This window comes from Lentzea sp. NPDC037011 (assembly GCF_055607425.1).
Map to the genome: position 1 here is coordinate 374,418 of NZ_JBVJRT010000006.1, position 19,355 is coordinate 393,772.

Below are 19,355 nucleotides of genomic sequence, written 5' to 3' on the forward strand. Positions count from 1 at the left end.
TGGAGCCGTGACCGACCTGGCCGACGACCTCAGCCTGCTGCGCGACCTCGAACGCAGGTTGCTCGTCTACAAGTTCGCGATCGAAGAGCTCATGACCAAGCTGAGGATTCTCAGCGAGGAGTTCGACTCCGTGCACCGGCACGACCCGATCGAGCACATCACGAACCGGGTCAAGAAGCCGGAGGGCATCCTGGAGAAGCTGCGGCGCAAGGGGGTGCCGTTCGACCCCGACCGGATCGGCGACCACCTCGACGACATCGCCGGGGTGCGGGTGGTCTGCCCGTTCGTCTCGGACGTGTACCGGGTGTCGGCGATGCTGGCGCGCCAGCACGACGTGGACGTGCTGCTCACCAAGGACTACATCGCGGTGCCCAAGCCGAACGGGTACCGCAGCCTGCACCTCATCGTGCGGATCCCGGTGTTCCTGTCGGACCGGGTGGAGCACGTGAAGGTAGAGGTGCAGCTGCGGACCATCGCCATGGACTTCTGGGCCACGCTGGAGCACAAGCTGTTCTACAAGTACGACGACCGGCCGCCGGCGGACTTCGTCGACGAGCTCATGTCGTCGGCGTTGATCGCCGCGCAGCTGGACGAGCGGATGGAGTCACTGCACCGCCGCATCCACCAGGACGACCGCTAGCTGCCGGGCCGCTTCGCCGCGCAGGACGCCGTAGTGGTCGGCGTCGATGCGGTGCGTGGTGGCGTCGGTCAGGCTCGCCCACATGTCGAGCTGGCTGTCGAGCAGGTCCGCGGCGACGACCACGGCTCGGGTCTGCTGCGGGCCGCGGGCCCGGTAGGCGGCCGAGGCCTGGGCGTGGCGCAGGAAGACCTCCCAGCGCTCGTCCAGGACGTGCGCCGGCACGTGGTGGCCCGCCTGGGCCAGGCGCGCGGAGATCACCAGGGTGTCGGTGAACTCGCCCTCGACGCCGAACGACGCCATGAGGTTGCGGCCGAACATCTGGAACCACTCGCGTTCGATGCCCTCGGGGTAGTTCTGGTTGATCGGCGGGGTCGAGTCGATCACGGCCACCAGCGGCGGCTGCGGGTCGCGGGCCGTCATCTCGAACACGATCTGGCCGCCCATCGACCAGCCGGCCAGCACGTCCGGGCGCAGGCCGGCGAGGTCGAGGTCGGTGCGGTAGGCGCGGGCCATCATCGGCAGGGTGGGCAGTGGTTCGACCTCCTGCGAGACGGTGACGCGCCAGTCGTCGGGCAGTGCGGCCACGAGGTCGCGGTAGTCCTGGACGCCGCCGCCCGCGCCGTGCACGAGGTGCAGGTGCGTGCCGGGGCCGTCCTGGAGGGTCACCAGGGTGCTCGGCGCGGCCTGTTCGCCGGTGCTCTGCAGCTGGGCGACGAGCCGGCGCGGGGTGGGGTCGACGAGCCAGTCGGCGATGTCCACGGAGGCGTCGAGCCGGTCGCGCACGGCCGCGAGGAGCCGCACGACGTGCAGGGAGTGGCCGCCGGAGGCGAAGAAGTCGGCGTCGGGACCGGTGGGCGGTTCCTCCACGAGCGCGGCCCACTCCTCCGCGATCACCTCCCACTCGGTTCCGGCGGGCAGTGCCTGGTGTTCGACGACCTCGGTCTCGACGTGGCCGGTGACCGCGCGGGTCCGGATCGGCAGCTCACCGACGGTCAGCGCGGGGTCGGCGGACAGCACGGTGTCGAGGTCGTCGAGCAGCCGCAGCACGGTGTCGCGGTCGTAGCGGCCGGTGTTGTACTCCACCTCGGCGCGGTGGCCGCCGTCGACCTCGGCGAACGACATGGACATGTCGGCGCGGGCCGCGCGGTTGGGGCTCGCGAGCCAGGTGAGGCCGACGTCGCCGAGCTTCAGGTCGAAGCCGATCTGGCCGAGGTAGCTGACGAGCAGCGGGGACGCGTCGGTCAGCGACGCCTGCGTGGCCGCCGGCAGCGCGGCGAACACGGCCGGGTAGGGCACGTGCTGGTGCGCGAACATCTGCCACAGGCCGTCACGGGCCCGCGTGACGACCTGCGCGACGGTGTCGGTGTCCTGGATGGACGCCCGCACGACGCACAGGTTCGCCGTGTAGCCCACGAGTGCCTGGTCGCGGACGCTCATCCGGTTCGCGGCGACGACACCGACGCTGATGTCGGCACCGGCGGTGCGGGCGAGCACGGCCTCCAGCGCGGCCAGCATGATCGCGAACGGCGTGGCGAACGACGCCTTGGCGAGTGCCGCGAGGCCGGCGCTCGCCTGCGCGCTCAGCGTGTGCCGGATGACGACACCGGGTGCGCCGACGCCGAAGCGGCCGGCGTGGTCGGCGGCGACCGTGGTGGCGGTCGCACCGTCCAGTGCGGACCGCCAGTGGTCGAGCGACTTGTCCCACTTGCCGCTCGCGCGGGCCTCGTGCTGCTCGGCGGCGTAGACCGTGAACGGCACGGGCTCGTCGTCGAACTCGCCGCCCTCGTAGGCGACCGACAGCTCGGCCACGAGCAGCTGGATCGCCCAGCCGTCCAGCACGACGTGGTGGACGGTGAGCAGCAGCTCGTGCCGGTCGCCGATGCGGACGTACGTCAGGCGTGCCAGCGGGGCGTCGGCGAGGTCGATCGGCTGTTCCTGGACCTCCTCGGCGATGAGGCGGGCCAGCTCCTCGTCGCCGTGGTCGACCTCGACGACGTGCAGGCGGGCCGTGCGGGTGTCGTGCACGGTCAGCGTGATGTGGTCACCGGTGCGCTGGACGGCGGTGCGCAGCGCCTCGTGCCGGTCGGTGAGGCGTTGCCACGCGGACCGCAGGCGGTCGACGTCGAGCGGGCGGTCGCACAGCAGCCGCCAGGTGAGGTTGTAGAGGGACTTGTTGCGGGCCCGCTGGTGGATCCACCAGACGGACTCCTGCATCGCGGTCGCGGGACTAACGAACACCCTGTGCCTCCAGGAACTCGGCGAGGAGGCGCTTGCGGTCGACCTTGTCGATGTCGGTCAGCGGGATGTCCGCGCGGTGGTGGAACGCGCGGGGCCGCATGTACACCGGCAGGGTGTCGGTGAGGCTGATGAGCTCGTCCTCGCCGACCTCGGCGCCCGTGTGGAACGCGTGCAGGTCGATCTCGCCGTCCGCCGCGGTGACGGCCAGCACGACCGCCTCGACGACGCCGGGGTGGCGGCGCAGCACGGACTCGATCTCGCCGAGCTCGACCCGGTTGCCGCGCACCTTCACCTGGTGGTCGATCCGTCCCATGTGGACGAGCTCGCCGCTCTCCAGCCGGACCCGGTCACCGGTGCGGTACCAGAGGTCGTCGGACACCGGGCTCGTCCCGTCGTAGAGGGTGCCGCGGGTCTCGCCCTCCTTCCACGCCACGAACCGGCCGATGTTCTCGCTCTCGGTGAGGTAGCCGGGGAACCGCTGCGAGCCGCGCACGCACAGCTCGCCGTCGTCCTCCTGCGGCTCGAACTCGTCGTTGAACAGCACGTAGTCGAGGTGCTCGAACACGGTGCCGATGGGCGCGGAGCCGTTGGAGGTGACGATCCGGTCCTCCGGGTTCGCCGGCACCTCGTAGGCGGTGACGATGCAGGCGGCCTCGCTGGGGCCGTAGCAGTTGATCACCGCGGTGTTCGGCGCGGCCTGGGTCCAGGCCTCGATCTGCTCCACGGTCAGGGGTTCGCCGCCGAACGAGCTGAGCCGCAGCGTCGGCATGCTGTTGGGGGCGAGTGCGCGCAGGCGCTTGGCGAACGAGATCAGCGACGGCACGGACATCCAGTGGGTGAGCCGCTTGCCGCTGATGAACTTCACCGGCGTGAGCACGTCACCGCGTTCGGCCACGACCAGGGTCGCGCCGGAGCCCCACGCGCCGAACATCGACAGGATCGAGCCGTCGAAGCACATCTCGAACGTCTGCGCGACGCGGCAGTCCGGGCTGAGCTTGTAGCGCTTCATGACCTCGGCCAGGAACCAGCTGACGTTGGTGTGCGTGACCGGGACGCCCTTGGGCTTGCCGGTGGCGCCACTGGTGTAGACGACGTAGGAGCCCTCGTCGAGGTCGGGGCGGATGATGTCCGGGATGGCGATCTCGTTGTCCGGCAACAGGAACTTGCGCCAGCGGTCGCCGGTCATGTCGAACAGCGGCACCCGCGCGTTGGCCCGGTACTCCTCCAGGCCCTCGCCGGAGCTGTCGTCGATCATGGTGAAGTCGACGGCGGCGTCCTCGGTGATGCCGAGGTTGCGGACCGCGGGCGCGGCGGGGTTGAGCGCGACCGCCGTGGCACCGAGCCGCAGCCCGGCCAGGTAGGCGATGTAGCCGATGAGGCTGCGCGAGGTCATCAGCCCGACCCGCTTCGGCGCGTGGCCGAGGTTCTCCAGCATGGCGGCGCTGACCCGTTCGACGGCTTCCTGCAGCTCGGCGTAGGTCAGGGTGGCGCTGGACATCTCGATCGCGACGTTGTCCGGGTACTCCTGGGCGGACGCGTGGAACCAGTCGTAGAGCGAGCGGGTGGTCAGCACGGTTGCCTCCGGGACGAGATCGGTTTCGAGCTCAAGCAGGTGACGCAGGGTGTTGTGCACGAGCGACGCGCGCGGGCGGCCCCTGCGTGCGGAGTCGACGGCGAAGCGCAGCGCCTTGGGCAGGCCCTCCCAGGCCGTGCCCGCGTCGGTGTGGCCGAGCAGCCGGTGCCGGAACGCCCGGTGCTGCGCCGCGGTCCACAGGTCGTCGAGGTTGCGTTCGGTGATGCGGTCGGCGAGGAACGGCAGGACCTCCTCGTCCGTGCGCAGCCACTCGCCGTCGAGGTGGGGCGTGACACCGGGTCCTCGTTCTCTTCTGAGCCAGAGCTGACCGTCGGGTTGGTGCAGCGGGAACCCGAACACGTGCTCGTTCCTGAGCCTCTGCTCGGGCGTCCAGTCGTCCGGGTGCATGGCCTTGAGCAGCTGCTCGGTGGTGAGCCAGCCGGCGAACGGGTGCTGCTCGCCGTCCGCGAGCAGGCCCGCGAACCCGTCGCGCACGTACCAGCGGTTCTGCCGGCGGCGTTCGACGAGCACCCAGTGCGGCGCCGGGGTCTTGCTCGGCGACCACGGCAGCTTGGCGTTGTCGGTGACCACCAGGCAGCGCCCGTGCTCTTCGAGCTCGTCGGTGATGCCCCTGACCGGGTCGCCGGTGGCGTAGGCGAGCTGGGTGCCGTCCGGCAGCCGGTTCAGCGGGTACCGGTGGTGCGAGAACGCCAGCTCGTCCAGGTCCGTGCGCACCGCCAGCCGCACGGACTCGGCGAAGGTCGCCTCGGTGCCCGCGAACTCACCGGCGAGGTAGGCGACCAGGTTCGTCGTGTAACAGCTCAGCCCGGTGATCACGGTGCCTCCAGGAACGCCACGCTCACCGGTACCGCGCTGGTGCGCAGCCGGTTCCACCGCACGCCGCGCCACGTCCCGCTGGCCTGCCCGCGGGCAACCGGGATCGACCACGGCCGACCCGACAGGCCCTCGCCGGTCGCCTTCACACACGCCTCCTGCACGGTCCACACCCAGGCGAACTCCAAGTCCCGCTCCCCCTCCGGCAACTCCGCCAGCTCCGCCACCCCGCACCGCCGCAACAACCCGTCCGAGGCGGGTACCGGCAGCTGCACGTCCACGCCGACCCCGAGTCCCCTGCCCCGCCGGCACGCGGCGGCGACGTACCCGCCGTCGTGCGCCAGGCTGACGGCCAGGTCGGGGTGGTCCGGCAGGTACGGCTGCCCGCTGTCGCGCGCCGCGATCTCCCCCTCGCCCAGCTCGGCGACCAGGCTGCGCAGCAGGCCCCTGGCGGCGGCGAACTCGCGGGCGCGCACGGCGGGGAGGTGGGCCGCGGCCTGGACGTCCACGGCGTGCGGGGTGACGTCGCCGACGGCGGCGACCGCGACCCTCACCGGACCTCCAGCAGGTCGTCCGCGTGGTCCGCCACGCCCGCCAGCATCGCCCCCACGGCACCGCCGGCGATCCCGAACATCGCCACCGCCGCCCGCAGCTCCGCGATCCCGCCGTGGGTGAACGCGTCCGCGCCCAGCAGCTGCGTGCACTCCCGCAGCACGACGTCCAGCCCGTCCGCGACGGCCACCTTCAACGCCATCGCCGAGGCCATGTCCGGTGCTGCCGCCGACACCGCCGCCATCCGCCACGTCTCCACGACGCACCGCGCGAAGCGTTCGCGCACCGCCGCGTTGTCCCACAGCACGCCCTCCCCCAGCGCCCGCGAGCCCAGCCGGGCCCGCACGTCCCGCAGCACCCGCCGGCACAGCGCCACCGCCCACAGAGCACCCGCGCGGCGTTCGGCGGCGACCTGCACCGCGAACGACGCCAGGCCGCGCCCGGGCGGCCCGACCAGGGCGGAGCGGTCCAGGACCACCTCGTCCAACGTGATCGCGCCGATGCCCGCACCGTCGAACAGCGACGTCGGCTCCGGTGTCACCCGCACGCCCGGCGCGTCCAGGGGCACCAGCACCCAGCAGAAGCTCGTGAAGTGCCGCACCGGCTTGTGCCGGGCCAGCACCAGCGCGTGCGAGGCGTGGCAGGCGTTCGTGATCCACCGCTTGACGCCCGACACCGCGACCGACGAGTCCGACAGCTTCGCCGTCGTGCCCATCGACATCAGGTCCGACCCCGCGCCCACGTCGTCGGTCGCGGCCAGCGCCACCACCGCGTCACCGGCCTCCACCGCGCCGGCCAGCGGATGTCCGTTGTCCCGCAGCAGCGGCAGGACCGTGGCGAGCTGGACGCAGCAGGCCAGCACCACCCCGACCGGGTGGCGTCCGTCCAATGCGGACACGTCGGCCGTGCTCGTGTCCAGCTCCAGCCACGCATCACGCAAGGCGCACCTGCCGATCGAGCAACGCCAGCGCGCCGTTCGCCAGCAGCAGGCGGTCGTTCGAGTAGTTCAACGACGCCGAGCGCAGGTCGCGGAAGACCCGTTCCAGGTCGGAGGACCGCATGTACCCGTGCCGGAGCCCGACCAGCTCGACCATCTCGTCGACCGCGGCGAAGCACTCGACCGCTGCCCGCACCTTCAACGTGTTCACCAGCATCTGCCCGGCGCCGACCGAGAAGTCGGCGTCGAGGGTGTGCTGCAGCAACGCGTGCACCACGTCCAGCCGCTCGCGAATCCGCGCCACGCGCGTCAGCAGCAGCTCCGACGACGGGTCGAACTGCCGCGACGACCCGCGCACCAGTCCGAGAACGCGGGAGAACGCGCCCGACGCCGCACCCAGCCACGCCGCCGCCCAGCCGAGGTGCGCCAGCGGCCCGAAGGTCGCCGCCACCACGTCGCGGAACCCACCGGGTGCGCCCACGACCTGGGAGGCGGGAACGACACCGGCGAGCCGCATCGGCACGCTGTGGGTGGCGCGCATGCCCAGCGGGTCCCAGCCGCCGTGCACCTCGACCACGTCGAGCTGCGAGCGGTCCGCGTACACCAGCGACACCTGCGTCGGCGTCGTCGCGTCCGGTGCCAGCACGGTCACCAGGAACGCGTCCGCGTGCACGCCGCCGGTCACGATCGGCGCGTCCCGGTCGATCCGCAGCGCGCCGTCCACCCAGTCCACAGTGGACTCCGACGACAGCAGGTGCCCGCCCTTGCCCTTCTCGGTGGTCACCGAGGCCAGGTACACCCGGCCGGACCGGATCCGGTCCACCAGCGCGGGCGCGTGCCGCACCAGCGCGAACGCCTGCTGGCAGTGCATCGCGTAGATCATCGCGACGGACATGTCCTCGCGCCCGAGCCGCAGCGTCACGTCCACGACGTCGCGCACCGACCCCACGACCGGCAGCGCCAGCAACCCGCTGTCGCGCAACGCCTCCAGCGCCTCCACCGGGAACGCCGCATCGGCGTCGCAGCGGCCGGCGTGCTCGGCGGTGACCGCGAGGACCTTCTCCAGCGCCGGGATCACGACGCGACCCGCAACGAGTCGACCGCCGCCCACAGGCTGCCCGCGGTCGCGAACGTCGCGTCGGTCAGCAGCTCGTCGGGCAGCGACACCCGGTAGTTGTCCTCGATCGCGAACAGCAGCTCGATGGCGCGCATCGAGTCCAGTCCGAGATCGCGCAACGACGACTCGGGCGTGATGGTGCCCGCACCCGCGTACTTCAGGAACGGCCGCAGCACGGCCGGGAACTCAGCGTCCATTACAAACCCCTCTCTCGTCTGATCTCCAGCCGCGACTCGTCGACGACCACACCACCGTCCACGACCACCTCGTCGGCCAGCGGATGTCCGAGGAACGCCACCAGCGAGGCGTAAAGCCCGTACGCACCGACGTTGGGAACGCTCACCACGTCACCGGGTGACACCGGCGCGACCTCGGCGGCGCGCGCCCACGTGTCGACCGGTGTGCACAGCGGGCCGGCGACGATCGTGTCCGGCACCGGAGACCGCGCCGGGTCGTCCTGGGCCGTCTGCACGTCCGGCACGATCGGCGGCAGCCTGCGCAGCCCCGACATGCCGCCGAGGTGGTTCACCCCGGACTCCAGCACGAGCACCGGCCGGTCCTGCGAGTACTTCACGTCGAGGACCCGCGTGCGCAGGGTCCCGCAGGTCGCCGTCAGGTACCGGCCCGACTCGAACGCCACCACCGGCGCACCGGTCCGCCAGCCGGGGAACGTCTCGTCCAGCAGGTCGGCGAGGCCGTCCGCCAGGCCGGGGAAGACCGGCAGTTCCCCCGACCTGGCGAACGGTGCCCCGAACCCGCCGCCGAGGTCGAGGACCTCGACCGCGAGCCCGGTCTCGTCGGCGAGCCGGCGGGCCGTGCGCGCCGCCTGCCGGAACTGGTTCAGCAACGCGTCCTCGTCGCTGATGTTCGTGCCCATGTACAGGTGGAAGCCGGCGACCGAGACGTGCTCGCGCGAGCCGAACGCCGCCGGGTCGCGCAGCACCCAGGTCAGGTCGGCGCCGAACTGCGAGGGCACCCCGGTCATCGTCAGGCCGTGGCCGGGCACCGGCTGCTCGTCGTTGATCCGGACGATCGCCCGCACCGGCACGCCCAGCGCGTTCAGCTGGTCGAGGCCGAACGGCGAGTCGACGGAGAAGTGCGTGACGCCCTCCTTCACCGCCTCCCGCAGGTCCTCGTCCCGCTTGCCGGGACCCGTGTACAGCAGCTGCTCGCCGGTGAACCCGGCCTCCAGCGCCACGTGCAGCTCGCCCGGCGAGCACACCTCGGCCAGGCAGCCCTGCTCCCGCAACGTCCGCACCACCAGCGGGTGCGGGTTGGCCTTGAGCGAGTAGTAGATCTCGCTCGGTTCCGGCAGCGACGAGCGCAGCAGCGCGTGACAGCGCCGCACCTCGTCCAGGTCGTAGACGTACTCAGCCACGCGTCCCCCTGAGCACTAGGCCGTGAGCCCCGCCCACCCCCGCTGCTGCCAAGGGCGTCTGCAAGTACCACCAACACATGATCGAATCGCCCTCAACTACCACCAACGTGCTCGCCGCCCTTCGGACCAGGCCTGCGCCCGCGGGCGGCCGGAAGCACTGTCGGCAGTGGAAAAGTGCTTGTTGATGTTGAGTTGGTGGTACTTGCAGATGCCGGCGGAAGCAGGGGGTGGAAGGGAGACGGGAGAACCTGGTCAGGCATGTTGGAGCCTCTTCCGGTCGACCTTCCCGTTGGGGGTCAGCGGGATCTCGGTCACGACCACGCACGCCCGCGGCGCCTTCGCGTCCTCGATCTGCTCGCGCAGCAACGCCAGCACCTGCTCGGAGGTGAGTGCGGTGACGGCGAACAACGTCGCCCCGTGCTGCCCGCTGGCCGGGGGCAGCACCGCCGCCGCCTCGACGCCGGGGACGCGGTGGGCCGCGGCCTCGACCTCGGTGACGCTGACCCGCGAGCCGTGCTCCTTGTAGATGTCGTCACGCCGGCCCACGAAGTACAGGTAGCCGTCCGCGTCCATGCGCCCGTAGTCGCCGGTGCGCAGCTTGGGGAACAGGCCCTCGTCGCGCGGGAACCGCTGGGCGGTCAGCTCGGGACGCCGCCAGTAGCCGCTCATGACGTTCGGCCCGCGCACCACGATCTCGCCGACCTCCCCGACCGGCACCGGTGTGCCGTCCGGGTCGACGACCAGGATCTCGGTGCCCGGCAACGCCTTCCCGCACGCTCCCGGCCGGCGCAGGTCCTCGTCCTTCGGCATGATCGCGGCGCGTTTGCACTCGGTGAGCCCGAACATCAGCTGCACCTGCAGGCCGAGGACCAGGTGGCGCAGCTCGGCGATCACCTCGGGCTGCATGGCCGCACCGGTGTTCGTCAGCAGCCGCAACGCCGGCGGCTGCGTCCCCGGCCGCGCGAGCATCCGCGCGAGCCCGGCCGCCATCGCCGGCACCGCGGGCAGCACGGTCGCACCGCACGCCCGCAGGTGCCGCACCAGCTGCGGGCCGGCGTCCGCTGCGCTGCCCAGCTGCAGCCGCGCGCCCGCCAGCGTGCTCAGGAACACCTGGTAGAGCCCGTAGTCGAAGGCCAGCGGCAACGCGCAGAACACGGTGTCGTTCGGCAGGTACTCCAGCTGCGACTGGATGGCCTGCGCGGCGAACACGACCTGCGCGTGCGTGGACACGACGGCCTTCGGCATGCCGGTGCTGCCCGAGGTGTAGACCAGGCACACCGGGTCGACCGCGATCGGGCCGGGCACGGGCTCCTCGTCCCCGCCCTCCACCGCCCTGCGGACCTCGTCGAGGTCGCGCAGCACGAGCACCGGTTCGCAGTCGGCGACCACGTGGGCGATCGCCACCTCGGGCGACTGCGGGTTGAGCACGCTGAACACCGCACCCGCCCGCGCGCACCCGTAGAGCAGGGCGGGCACCAGCAGGTCGACCGGGACGACGACGACCACCCGGTCACCGCGCCGGACGCCCTGGCGGTGCAGCCAGGTCGCGATCCGGCGGCTGGCCCGGCTCAGCTCGCGGTAGGTGAGCGTCGCGTCGCCGTGACCGACGGCCAGCGAGTCCGGCCGGGACCGGGCCGCGCGGTCGAGGAACTCGTGCAGCAACGTCATCTCGCGCTCCCCGCAGCAGCCGACCCGGTGAACAGCACGCACAGGGAGTCCAGGTCGCGCAGGCTCTCCGGCGTGAGCGCCTCGGCGGCCACCTCGACGCCGAGCCGCGCCTCGACCCGTTCGATCACGTCCACGAGCCGGAACGAGCTGAACCCGGGGAACTCGCGCAACGGTGTCCGGCCGCTGTGCACCCGGTTGCCGAGCACGTCGCTCAGCTCGGCCGCCACGACGGACCGCACGCGCGTCAGCTCCTCGTCGCGCGCCAGCAACCGGGTGAGCTCGGTCGCCACGCTCGGCACCAGCGCACCGCCGCGCAGCACCCGCCGCATCGCCACGTAGCTGTGCGCCGCCAGGACGTTCCACTCGCGGACGTGCTCCTCGAACGCCGCCGAGTCGAGCCACACGGCGTGCAGCCCGCGGGAGCGCGCCAGCAGCCAGATGTCGAGCACCATCTGCTCGACGTCGGCGCACGTGGCCTCGACGTCGACCGTGCTCACGAACGGGGAGATCGCCTGCTGCGCGGGCAGTTCGCCGAACGCGAGCTCGACCACGGTGGCCCTGGGCAGCTCGTCCCACGACACCCGCCACACGCCCGGCCGGGCGTTTCCCCACTGCGTGCCGTTGTGGTACCCGTCCACGACCTCGCAGGCGTCGCCGTCGTCGCGGAACAGGAAGCTGTGCTCCATGTGCTGGTGGCCGGCGTACGGCACCCAGCTCAGGTCGAACGCGTCGGCCACCGCGTACTGCAGCTCGTCGGTGGCCCGGTCGCGCAGCACCGCGTCGTCGTGGCGCTTCACCACCTGCAACCCGAGCAGGCGGGAGGCCTCGTCGAGCCGGCGGTCCAGTGTGGACTCACCGGTCAGCTCGGCACCCAGCGCCACGTGGCTGCCGGGACCGTGCCGGAGGTCGGCGAGGATCGCCAGGTTGACCTGGAGGCAGTCCATCAGCTCGGCGCGCAGGCCGCTGAAGTCGCTCGGCACGTCAGATCCTCCTCAGTCCGGCCACGGCTGCGCGCAGCGCCTCTTCGTCGGCCGGTGCGTCCTCCGGCAGGCCGGCGAGCAGCCGGTCGTAGGCCGAGAGGTCGAGCAGGCCGTGCCCGCTGACGCACACCAGCACGCCCTTGCCCGGCTGCGCGGCGGCGGTGATCGCCGCGGCGAGCGCGTGCCCGGACTCCGGTGCCGGCAGCACCAGCTCGGTCATCGCGAACGCCCGTGCCGCCTCCAGCGCCGTCCGCTGCCCCACCGCGACCGCGTCCACCTGACCGTGGTGCCGCATCGCCGAGATCACCTTGGCCGCGCCGTGGAACCGCAGCCCCGCCGAGTGCGACGGCGGGATCGAGTAGGAGGAGCCGATCGTGTACATCGCCTCGACCGGCCCGGTGCCGGTGGCGTCGGTGTGGTCGTAGGCGTAGACCCCGCGGGTCAGCTTCGGCGTGGCCGACGACTCGACCGCGAGCAGCCGTTCACCGGTGCCGCGGGCGAAGAACGGCAGCGCGATGCCGCCGAAGTTCGAGCCCGCTCCCACCGAGCCGACCACCACGCCGACCTCGTCGTCCAGCTGCTCGACCGCCTCCAGCCCGATCACGGTCTGGTGCAGGATCGAGTAGGTCTCGCCGGAGCCGATGCAGAACGCCCGCTTGGGGTCGGCCGCCGCGTACTCGACCGCCTCCCCGATCGCGAGCGACAGGCTGTTCGCCTGCTGCCCCGACTGGCCCACCGACGTCAGCGTGCTCGGCGAGGCGTGCACCTCGGCGCCGAAGAGCCGCATCAGGCTGCCCCGGTAGGGCTTGTCCCGCAACGACCCGCCGACCATGAACACCGTGCAGGTCATCCCGAACGCCGCGCACGCCGCCGCCAGCGCCGTCCCCCACTGCCCGGCACCCGTGCCGGTGACCAGCTCGCGGAACCCCGCGCGGTGGTAGTAGTGGGCCTGCGCCAGCGCGGTGTTCAGCTTGTGGCTGCCCGAGATGTTGCCGCCCTCGTACTTCACGTAGATCGGCGCGCGGGCGCCGACCTCCTCCTCGAACCGCCGGGCCCGCCACAGCGGCGACGGCCGGTAGGTCCGGTAGCGCTCCAGCACCGGTTCCGGGATCTCCCAGTACTCCTTGGCCGACACCGACTGGCGCACCAGCTCCAGCGGCAGCCCCGCCGTGACGGCGCCGGACGAGGTTTCCGGCGTCAGGTCCGGCGGCAGGTCGTGGCCCAGGTGCGGCAGAACGCTCCGCCAGTGCGTGATCATTCCGCCACCGCCGCGCTGACGACGTCCACGATGTCCGCCACCGTCGTGAACTTGCGGCCGGCGAACAGGTCGTCCGGCAGCGTCACGTCCAGCTCGTCCTCCAGCTTGACCAGCATGCCGAGGAACCCCAGCGAGTTGATCCGCAGCAGCGACCCGTTCAACGGCTCGTCGTCGGCCAGCTCCGCGGGGTCGAGCGCCAGCCGCGACTCGCGGATGACGAGCTTCTTCACGACGTGCCCGATCTCAGCCGCCCTGATCTCAGCCACGGAGCGCCCCTTCCCCCTCGATCACCCAGCTGTGGGTCAGCAACGCCGACAGGCCCACCGGTCCGCGCACGTGCAGCCGGCCGGTGCTGATCGACAGCTCCGGCCCGAGCGCCATGGTCGGGCCGTCGTGCAGCCGCAGCGACCCGTTCACCACCAGTGCCGCCGCGTCCACGGTGTTCAGGAACCGCGTCACCACCTCGCGGTCGGAGGCGACGATGCCCTCCGTGTGCGCGGACCCGTACCGGCGGATGTGCGCGACCGCGTCGTCCACGGAGGACACCCGGTGCAGCGCGATCGTGCGGTCCAGGAACTCGCGGCCGTGGTCGTGCGGGTCCAGCTCCAGCTTCAACGCCCAGCCGTCGCGCGCCGCCTCGAACGCCTCGATCAACGCGGGCGCGATGTCCTCGTGCGCCAGCACCATTTCGAGGGTGTTGCACGCCGTCGGCTCCGGCAGCTTGCTGTCCAGCGCGATCGACACCGCCAGGTCGACGTCCGCACTGGCGTCCACGTAGAGGTGGTTCACGCCACCGCCGGAGGCGATCACCGGGATCGTCGACGCGGACAGGCAGTAGTCGATCAGCGAGGGGCTGCCGCGCGGGATCAGCACGTCGATGGCGTCGTGCCGCTTCAGCAGCTCCCGCACCACGCGCCGGTCGTGGTCGGTGACGACCTGGACGACGCCCTCCGGCAGCCCGGCCCGTACCGCCGCCTCGGCCGCGATCCGGCCCAGCTCGGCGTTGGTGAGCGCCATCTCCTTGCCACCGCGCAGGATCACGGCGTTGCCGACCGCGACGGGCAGCAGCGCGCCCTCGATCGTGACCGTCGGCCGCGCCTCGTAGATCATCAGGACCACGCCGAGCGGTTTGGCGATCCGGTTGCCGACCCGGCCGGTCACGCGCGGCAGCTCGGCGCGCACGTCCTCGGTGAGCCGCACCAGCACGTCGAGGTGGCGCTGCGCCAGCGTGAGCCGGTCCAGCAGCTCCCCGGACAGCCCAGAGCTCTCGACGTCCTGCGCGTTCGCGGCGAGCACCCGCGTCCAGTCCTTCGTCAGGCCGGCGGCGAGCTCCGAGCAGTACTCGGCGTACCGGTCGTCGCCGGGGGGCGGGGCGGCCGCTCTGGCCTGCGCCGCACGCGTCACCACATCCACTGGCCACCATCCACGATCAGCTTCTGCCCGGTCACGTAGGTGCCGTTGACGAGGAACTCCAGCCCGTCGGCGACGTCCTCGACGGTGCCCATCCGGCCGACGGGGATCTCGGAGATCACCTGGGCCCGCGCGACCGGGTCGTCCAGCCGGAACCGGGTGACCAGCTCGTCGGTCTCGGTCATGCCGGGGATCAGGCAGTTCACCCTGATCTTCGGCGCGAGCTCCAGCGCCAGGCACTTGGTCAGGTGCAGCAGGCCGGCCTTGGCGGCGCAGTAGTTCGCGCCGTTGGCCCGCGCCCGCATGCCGGTCGTGGCACCGACGTTGATCACGGTGCCGTCGTCCATCATCGGGACGAACGCCCGCGTCAGGTAGAAGGCACCGGACAGGTTGGTGTCGACGACGGTCTTCCAGTCCTGCACGGACATCTCCAGGAACGGCCGGTCGATGTTGACCCCGGCGTTGTTCACCAGCACCGAGATCGGCCCGATCTTGTCGGCGACGACGGCGACCGCGTCCGGGTCGGCCACGTCCACCTGGTAGGTCCGCAGTCCCGACGCCTCGGCAGCCGCGGCGTCCGAGCGGTACAGCGCGACGACCTCGAAGCCGAGCTTGGTCAGGCGCCGGCTCAGCGCCAGCCCGATCCCGCGGGTTCCCCCGCTCACCACAGCGAGCCTCATGCCCGCACCCCCAGGAAAGCGTCGAGTCGTGCCGTGAGCTCCGGCAGGTGTGCCGGGTCGAAGACGGAGTAGTGCGAGGCGGCGAGCGTGCCGCCGACCAGGTGGGGTGCCAGCTCGCGCCAGCGCGCCGCCGCAGCCTCCCGGTCGCGGAAGTCGTCGTCCCGGCACATCAGCACCAGCACGCGACCCGCGTGGGTGCCGGTGCCGTGGTACTCCGCGAGGGCGGCGACCTGCGTGTCGAACGTGGCCCGCACGCGGTCGGCCGTGTCCGGGTCCGGTCGCGGGCCGAGCATGCCGACGATGAACTCGCGCAGCTCCGCGTCGTCCTCCGCGGTGGACACGCGGGGCAGCGGTGAGCTGTCGACCACCACGAGGTCCGGTGCGCCCGCGAGCCGCTGGCACAGCTCCCAGCCGACCGTGCCGCCGAGCGACCAGCCGAACACCAGGGCGGGGTCCACCCCGGCCTCGGCGAGCGCCTTGTCCGCCGACTCGGCCATCTCCGCGATCGTGTGCTCGGGTTCCTCGCCGGGGACGAGGCCGGCCGCGCGGACGGCGTGCACGTTGTGGGTCTCGCCGAGGTGGGTGGCCAGGCGCAGGTACGGGTTGAGCCCGCCGCCGGCGCCGGGCAGCAGCACCGCGGACGGCCGGTCGCCGCGGCGCACGAGGGTGATCAGCCGGCCGAGCATCAGCCCGCCTTCCCGGCGCGGACCAGGCCGGCCAGCGTCGCGACGGTCGGCGAGCCGAAGAAGTCGATCATCGGCACGGGGACGCCGTAGCGCTCCTGCACCTCGGCGAGGACGGTGAAGATCGTGAGCGAGTGGGCGCCGTACTCCAGCACCGGCCGGTCGCGCACGATCGGCTCGACGTTCAGCACCCCCGACCAGATCCCGGCCAGCTCGCGCTCCAGCTCGTCCTCGTACTCGACGGTCTCCGGCTCCTCCGGTGCCACGAGCAGCTCGTCGCTGCGGGCCACCAGCGCGTCCCTGTCGGTCTTGCCGGTCGGCGTCGTCGGCACGGTGTCCAGCTCGAACACCCACACCGGCACCATGTACGACGGCAGCGACCGCGACATCTCCGCCTTGATCGCGTCGGCGTCCAGCTGCCCGGAGGGCACGACGAACAGCACCAGCTCGCGGTCCACGCCGTCGCCGCGCACGACCGCGACGGCCTGGTGCACCGAGGGGCACCGGTTCGCGACGGTCTCGATCTCGCCCAGCTCGATCCGGTAGCCGCGGATCTTGACCTGGTCGTCGGCGCGGCCGAGGAACGTGAGCACGTCGTCGTCATCGCGCACGACCAGGTCACCGGTGCTGTACATGGTGCCGCCGCCGGCGAACCGGTCCGGCACGAACCGCTGGGCCGTGATCTCCGGGTCGTTGACGTACCCGGTGGCCGGGCACAGCCCGCCCAGGTACAGCTCGCCGACCACCCCGGGCGGTGCGAGGTGCCCGGTCGAGTCCACGACGTAGGCCTCGACACCGGGGTACGGCAGGCCGATCGGCACGTGCGCGGCCCACTCGTGGCTGCGGTACGACAGCCGGTGCGAGGTCACGGCGTGCGTCTCCGTGGGTCCGTACAGGTTCACGAGGACGCAGTGCTGGTGGCGTTCGAAGAACGTCCGCACCTCGTCGTCGACCATCAGCTGCTCGCCGGAGACGCACAGGTAGCGCAGGTGCGGCAGGACGACGCCGCGGGCGTTCGCCAGCTGCACCAGCGGCCGCAGCGCCGCGACCGGCAGGTACACGTGCGTGACCTCGGTCGAGGCGATCCGGCTCAGCACCGCCGGGAACATCCGGCGGTCGGCGGGCTCGCGGGAGACGATGGTGCCGCCCGCGACCAGGGTCGGGACGATCTCCTGGAACGACACGTCGAACCCGAGCGGCGCGTACTGCAGGAACCGGGTGTCGGCGTCCATGTGCAGCGCGGCGAGCTGCCACGAGGTCAGGTTCGCGAGCGGGCCGTGGCCCATCTCGACGCCCTTGGGCTTGCCGGTCGAGCCGGAGGTGTACATGACGTACACCGGGTGCTCGGTGCTCGCGACGAGCCCGGCGTCCGGTCCGTCCAGTGTGGACACCTCGGCGTCACGGCCGAGGACGAACGCGCAGCCTGCCTTCTCGATCATGTAGGCGAGCCGTTCGTCGGGCAGCGTCGGGTCGAGCGGCAGGTAGGCGGCGCCGCGGCGCAGGATCGCGAGGATGGCGATCGTGGTGTCGGCGAGGTCCTGGTTGACGAGGCCGACCACGTCACCGGGGCCGATTCCCTTGGAGGCCAGGCCGTTCGCGACCCGGCGGGCCGCGGCGACCAGCTCGCGGTAGGAGAACGCGCGGTCCGGCGTCTCGATCGCGACGGCGTCCGGCCGGTCGGCGGCGACGTCCTCGATGATCGACGCGAACGAGCCGTCCGGGATCGGGCGGTGCCAGCCGTCGGTGCGCGGCACCGGCCAGTCGGTGAACAGGTCGGCCAGCGCGACCGACGAGTCCGCGAGCGCCCGCCGCATCGCCGAGCGCAGCGACGTGAGCAGACCGTCGGCGGTGGCCGGCGAGATCAGCTCGCGGTCGTACTCCAGCTCGAACTGCCAGCGCCCGTCGACCGGGGTGGCGCCCAGCCACAGGTCGAACTTCGCGTTGCCGTTGCCCAGCTCGTGCACCCGCAGCACCGAGCCCCGCGACTCGGAGAACGTGTCCTGCATGGCGAGCATCGCGGAGAACAGCGGGTTGCGGTTGCTGGAACGCTCCGGGCGGGCGTGCGCGACCAGCTGGTTGAACGTGATGTCCACATTGGACCGGCAGTGGTCGACCGCGCCCTTGACCACCTTGCCGAGGTGCTCGTCGACCGTGCGCGACCACTCGGCCTCGACGGTGACCGGCAGGGTGTTGACGAAGAACCCGCACAGGTCGAACGCGCCGATCGTGCGCCGGGCCATGAACGGGCTGCCGACCAGGACGCTGCCGACGTTGCCGTGCCGCGCGAGCACCAGCCCGTACATGCCGCTGAACACCACGAACGGCGTCACGTCGAGCCGGCGGCACAGGTCGGTGAGCGCCCTGCCCTCCGCCTCGGACATGGTCCAGCTGATCCGCGCGCCGGTGAACGAGGTGTAGGACGGGCGGCCCGGCCGCGGCGAGAGCACCAGCGGCGGCACCTCGCGCAGCTGCGCCGCCCACTCCTGCGCCCGCTCCGCCACGCGTTCCGGGCTCGCGCTGCGGGTCTGCGCCTCGAGCTCCTTGCGGAACGCGGTCTCCCGCGCCTCCCGCTTGGCCGCGAGCTCCTCCCGCGACAGCGGCTGGGCCAGCGCGGCCTCCAGGTCGCGCACGAACGGCCCGAGCGAGATGCCGTCGAGGATGATGTGGTGGTCCGCCAGCAGGATCGCGGCGGCGCTGCCGTCGGACGCGCGGACGAGCGCGAACCGGTAGGCGGGGCCGCGCGCGAGGTCGAACGTCGGGCGCCCGATCCGTTCCGCGACCTCCGCGACCGCCTGCTCGAACTCCCACGGCTGCACGGTCACCCGCTCCATCGGCACCACGACCGGCGGCGGCGTGAGGGAGGCGTGCATCTGCGGCAGCGCGGCGAACACCTCGCGCATCGCCGGCTGGATCGTCACCAGCGTCAGCAGCGCCCGCGACACCGCCTCGTCGCTCAGCGCCGGGTCGACGTCCAGGCGGACGAGCTGGTTGTACAGCACGGAGTCCGCCGGCGCGCCCGCGTCGACGACCAGCAGTCCCTTCTGGGACTCCGTCATGGGCAGCCCATAAGGAGTTGTCACTGCGCCGCTCCCTCCAAGTCGCGCAACCAGCCCTTCAGGTCCCCCACCGTGCGGAGGTCGACGAGCCGTGCGGCGTCGATCTCCGCGTCGTCGTCCGTCGCGACCTCGACCGCGAGCCGCAGCAGCGCGAGCGACTCGAGGCCCGCCTCCAGCAGCGGGGTCGAGTCGTCGAAGTCGGTAGACGCGTACCGGGCAATCACCGAATCCAGGTCGGACATGAGCGCAAGCTTCAGCGTCGCCGATGTTTTCTCGATGTTCGCCGGATGGAATGTCGCTGTACGGGCTGGACAGGCCTTCGACGTCGGGTAATAGTGAGTCACCCTGGAA

Annotated in this window: 17 protein-coding genes; 1 reads left to right on the plus strand and 16 read right to left on the minus strand. The window is 72.0% G+C overall.

Annotated features, from left to right (window positions below):
- Positions 1-7: 7 nt before the first annotated feature.
- Positions 8-640: a GTP pyrophosphokinase gene (locus tag ACZ7CH_RS20925; RefSeq protein ID WP_360392015.1), complete on the plus strand. Its 633-nt coding sequence runs from the start codon at positions 8-10 to the stop codon at positions 638-640.
- Here ACZ7CH_RS20925 and ACZ7CH_RS20930 read toward each other — a convergent pair.
- The 16 genes from ACZ7CH_RS20930 to ACZ7CH_RS21005 all read right to left on the minus strand — a co-directional run bounded on the left by ACZ7CH_RS20930 (position 605) and on the right by ACZ7CH_RS21005 (position 19,246).
- On the minus strand, positions 605-2,878 hold the full coding sequence (locus ACZ7CH_RS20930) for a condensation domain-containing protein (RefSeq protein WP_360392018.1): 2,274 nt from the start codon (positions 2,876-2,878) through the stop codon (positions 605-607). The genes ACZ7CH_RS20925 and ACZ7CH_RS20930 overlap by 36 nt on opposite strands.
- Positions 2,868-5,288, minus strand: coding sequence for an AMP-binding protein (locus ACZ7CH_RS20935; protein WP_470370954.1), 2,421 nt, complete (start codon positions 5,286-5,288; stop codon positions 2,868-2,870). The genes ACZ7CH_RS20930 and ACZ7CH_RS20935 overlap by 11 nt, the downstream gene beginning before the upstream one ends.
- A complete protein-coding gene (locus ACZ7CH_RS20940; RefSeq protein WP_470370953.1) occupies positions 5,285-5,839 on the minus strand; it encodes a 4'-phosphopantetheinyl transferase family protein in 555 nt (184 codons plus the stop codon). The genes ACZ7CH_RS20935 and ACZ7CH_RS20940 overlap by 4 nt, the downstream gene beginning before the upstream one ends.
- Positions 5,836-6,777, minus strand: a complete 942-nt coding sequence (locus tag ACZ7CH_RS20945) for an acyl-CoA dehydrogenase family protein (protein ID WP_360392027.1) — start codon at positions 6,775-6,777, stop codon at positions 5,836-5,838. The genes ACZ7CH_RS20940 and ACZ7CH_RS20945 overlap by 4 nt, the downstream gene beginning before the upstream one ends.
- On the minus strand, positions 6,770-7,852 hold the full coding sequence (locus ACZ7CH_RS20950) for an acyl-CoA dehydrogenase family protein (protein WP_360392030.1): 1,083 nt from the start codon (positions 7,850-7,852) through the stop codon (positions 6,770-6,772). The genes ACZ7CH_RS20945 and ACZ7CH_RS20950 overlap by 8 nt, the downstream gene beginning before the upstream one ends.
- Positions 7,849-8,088, minus strand: a complete 240-nt coding sequence (locus tag ACZ7CH_RS20955; RefSeq protein WP_360392033.1) for an acyl carrier protein — start codon at positions 8,086-8,088, stop codon at positions 7,849-7,851. The genes ACZ7CH_RS20950 and ACZ7CH_RS20955 overlap by 4 nt, the downstream gene beginning before the upstream one ends.
- Positions 8,088-9,269, minus strand: coding sequence for a type III PLP-dependent enzyme domain-containing protein (locus ACZ7CH_RS20960; RefSeq protein ID WP_470374642.1), 1,182 nt, complete (start codon positions 9,267-9,269; stop codon positions 8,088-8,090). Before ACZ7CH_RS20960 ends, ACZ7CH_RS20955 begins: the two co-directional genes overlap by 1 nt.
- A 252-nt stretch (positions 9,270-9,521) precedes the next feature.
- The gene (locus ACZ7CH_RS20965) at positions 9,522-10,937 is read right to left on the minus strand and encodes a class I adenylate-forming enzyme family protein (RefSeq protein ID WP_360392038.1); all 1,416 of its coding nucleotides are present in this window, start codon (positions 10,935-10,937) and stop codon (positions 9,522-9,524) included.
- Entirely contained in the window at positions 10,934-11,917 is a 984-nt protein-coding gene (locus tag ACZ7CH_RS20970) for an acyl carrier protein (protein ID WP_458431050.1), read from the minus strand. Before ACZ7CH_RS20970 ends, ACZ7CH_RS20965 begins: the two co-directional genes overlap by 4 nt.
- Before the next feature lies 1 nt (position 11,918).
- Complete coding sequence (locus ACZ7CH_RS20975; RefSeq protein ID WP_458431049.1) at positions 11,919-13,175, minus strand: TrpB-like pyridoxal phosphate-dependent enzyme; 1,257 nt, start codon at positions 13,173-13,175, stop codon at positions 11,919-11,921.
- On the minus strand, positions 13,172-13,441 hold the full coding sequence (locus ACZ7CH_RS20980) for an acyl carrier protein (protein ID WP_360392046.1): 270 nt from the start codon (positions 13,439-13,441) through the stop codon (positions 13,172-13,174). Before ACZ7CH_RS20980 ends, ACZ7CH_RS20975 begins: the two co-directional genes overlap by 4 nt.
- Complete coding sequence (locus ACZ7CH_RS20985) at positions 13,434-14,588, minus strand: glutamate-5-semialdehyde dehydrogenase (protein ID WP_470374643.1); 1,155 nt, start codon at positions 14,586-14,588, stop codon at positions 13,434-13,436. The genes ACZ7CH_RS20980 and ACZ7CH_RS20985 overlap by 8 nt, the downstream gene beginning before the upstream one ends.
- Positions 14,576-15,265: an SDR family NAD(P)-dependent oxidoreductase gene (locus ACZ7CH_RS20990; RefSeq protein WP_458431048.1), complete on the minus strand. Its 690-nt coding sequence runs from the start codon at positions 15,263-15,265 to the stop codon at positions 14,576-14,578. Before ACZ7CH_RS20990 ends, ACZ7CH_RS20985 begins: the two co-directional genes overlap by 13 nt.
- On the minus strand, positions 15,262-15,951 hold the full coding sequence (locus tag ACZ7CH_RS20995) for an alpha/beta fold hydrolase (RefSeq protein WP_360392053.1): 690 nt from the start codon (positions 15,949-15,951) through the stop codon (positions 15,262-15,264). The genes ACZ7CH_RS20990 and ACZ7CH_RS20995 overlap by 4 nt, the downstream gene beginning before the upstream one ends.
- The gene (locus tag ACZ7CH_RS21000; RefSeq protein ID WP_470374644.1) at positions 15,951-19,004 is read right to left on the minus strand and encodes a non-ribosomal peptide synthetase; all 3,054 of its coding nucleotides are present in this window, start codon (positions 19,002-19,004) and stop codon (positions 15,951-15,953) included. Before ACZ7CH_RS21000 ends, ACZ7CH_RS20995 begins: the two co-directional genes overlap by 1 nt.
- Positions 19,005-19,024: 20 nt before the next feature.
- A complete protein-coding gene (locus tag ACZ7CH_RS21005) occupies positions 19,025-19,246 on the minus strand; it encodes a phosphopantetheine-binding protein (RefSeq protein ID WP_360392057.1) in 222 nt (73 codons plus the stop codon).
- Positions 19,247-19,355 lie beyond the last annotated feature (109 nt).

Bases quoted from the DNA above. Each gene is read 5' to 3' on its own strand.
- ACZ7CH_RS20955 (WP_360392033.1), bottom strand. From the start codon at position 8,088: ATGGACGCTGAGTTCCCGGCCGTGCTGCGGCCGTTCCTGAAGTACGCG.
- ACZ7CH_RS20965 (WP_360392038.1), bottom strand. From the start codon at position 10,937: ATGACGTTGCTGCACGAGTTCCTCGACCGCGCGGCCCGGTCCCGGCCG.
- ACZ7CH_RS20975 (WP_458431049.1), bottom strand. From the start codon at position 13,175: ATGATCACGCACTGGCGGAGCGTTCTGCCGCACCTGGGCCACGACCTG.
- ACZ7CH_RS20990 (WP_458431048.1), bottom strand. From the start codon at position 15,265: ATGAGGCTCGCTGTGGTGAGCGGGGGAACCCGCGGGATCGGGCTGGCG.
- ACZ7CH_RS20995 (WP_360392053.1), bottom strand. From the start codon at position 15,951: ATGCTCGGCCGGCTGATCACCCTCGTGCGCCGCGGCGACCGGCCGTCC.
- ACZ7CH_RS21000 (WP_470374644.1), bottom strand. From the start codon at position 19,004: ATGACGGAGTCCCAGAAGGGACTGCTGGTCGTCGACGCGGGCGCGCCG.
- ACZ7CH_RS21005 (WP_360392057.1), bottom strand. From the start codon at position 19,246: ATGTCCGACCTGGATTCGGTGATTGCCCGGTACGCGTCTACCGACTTC.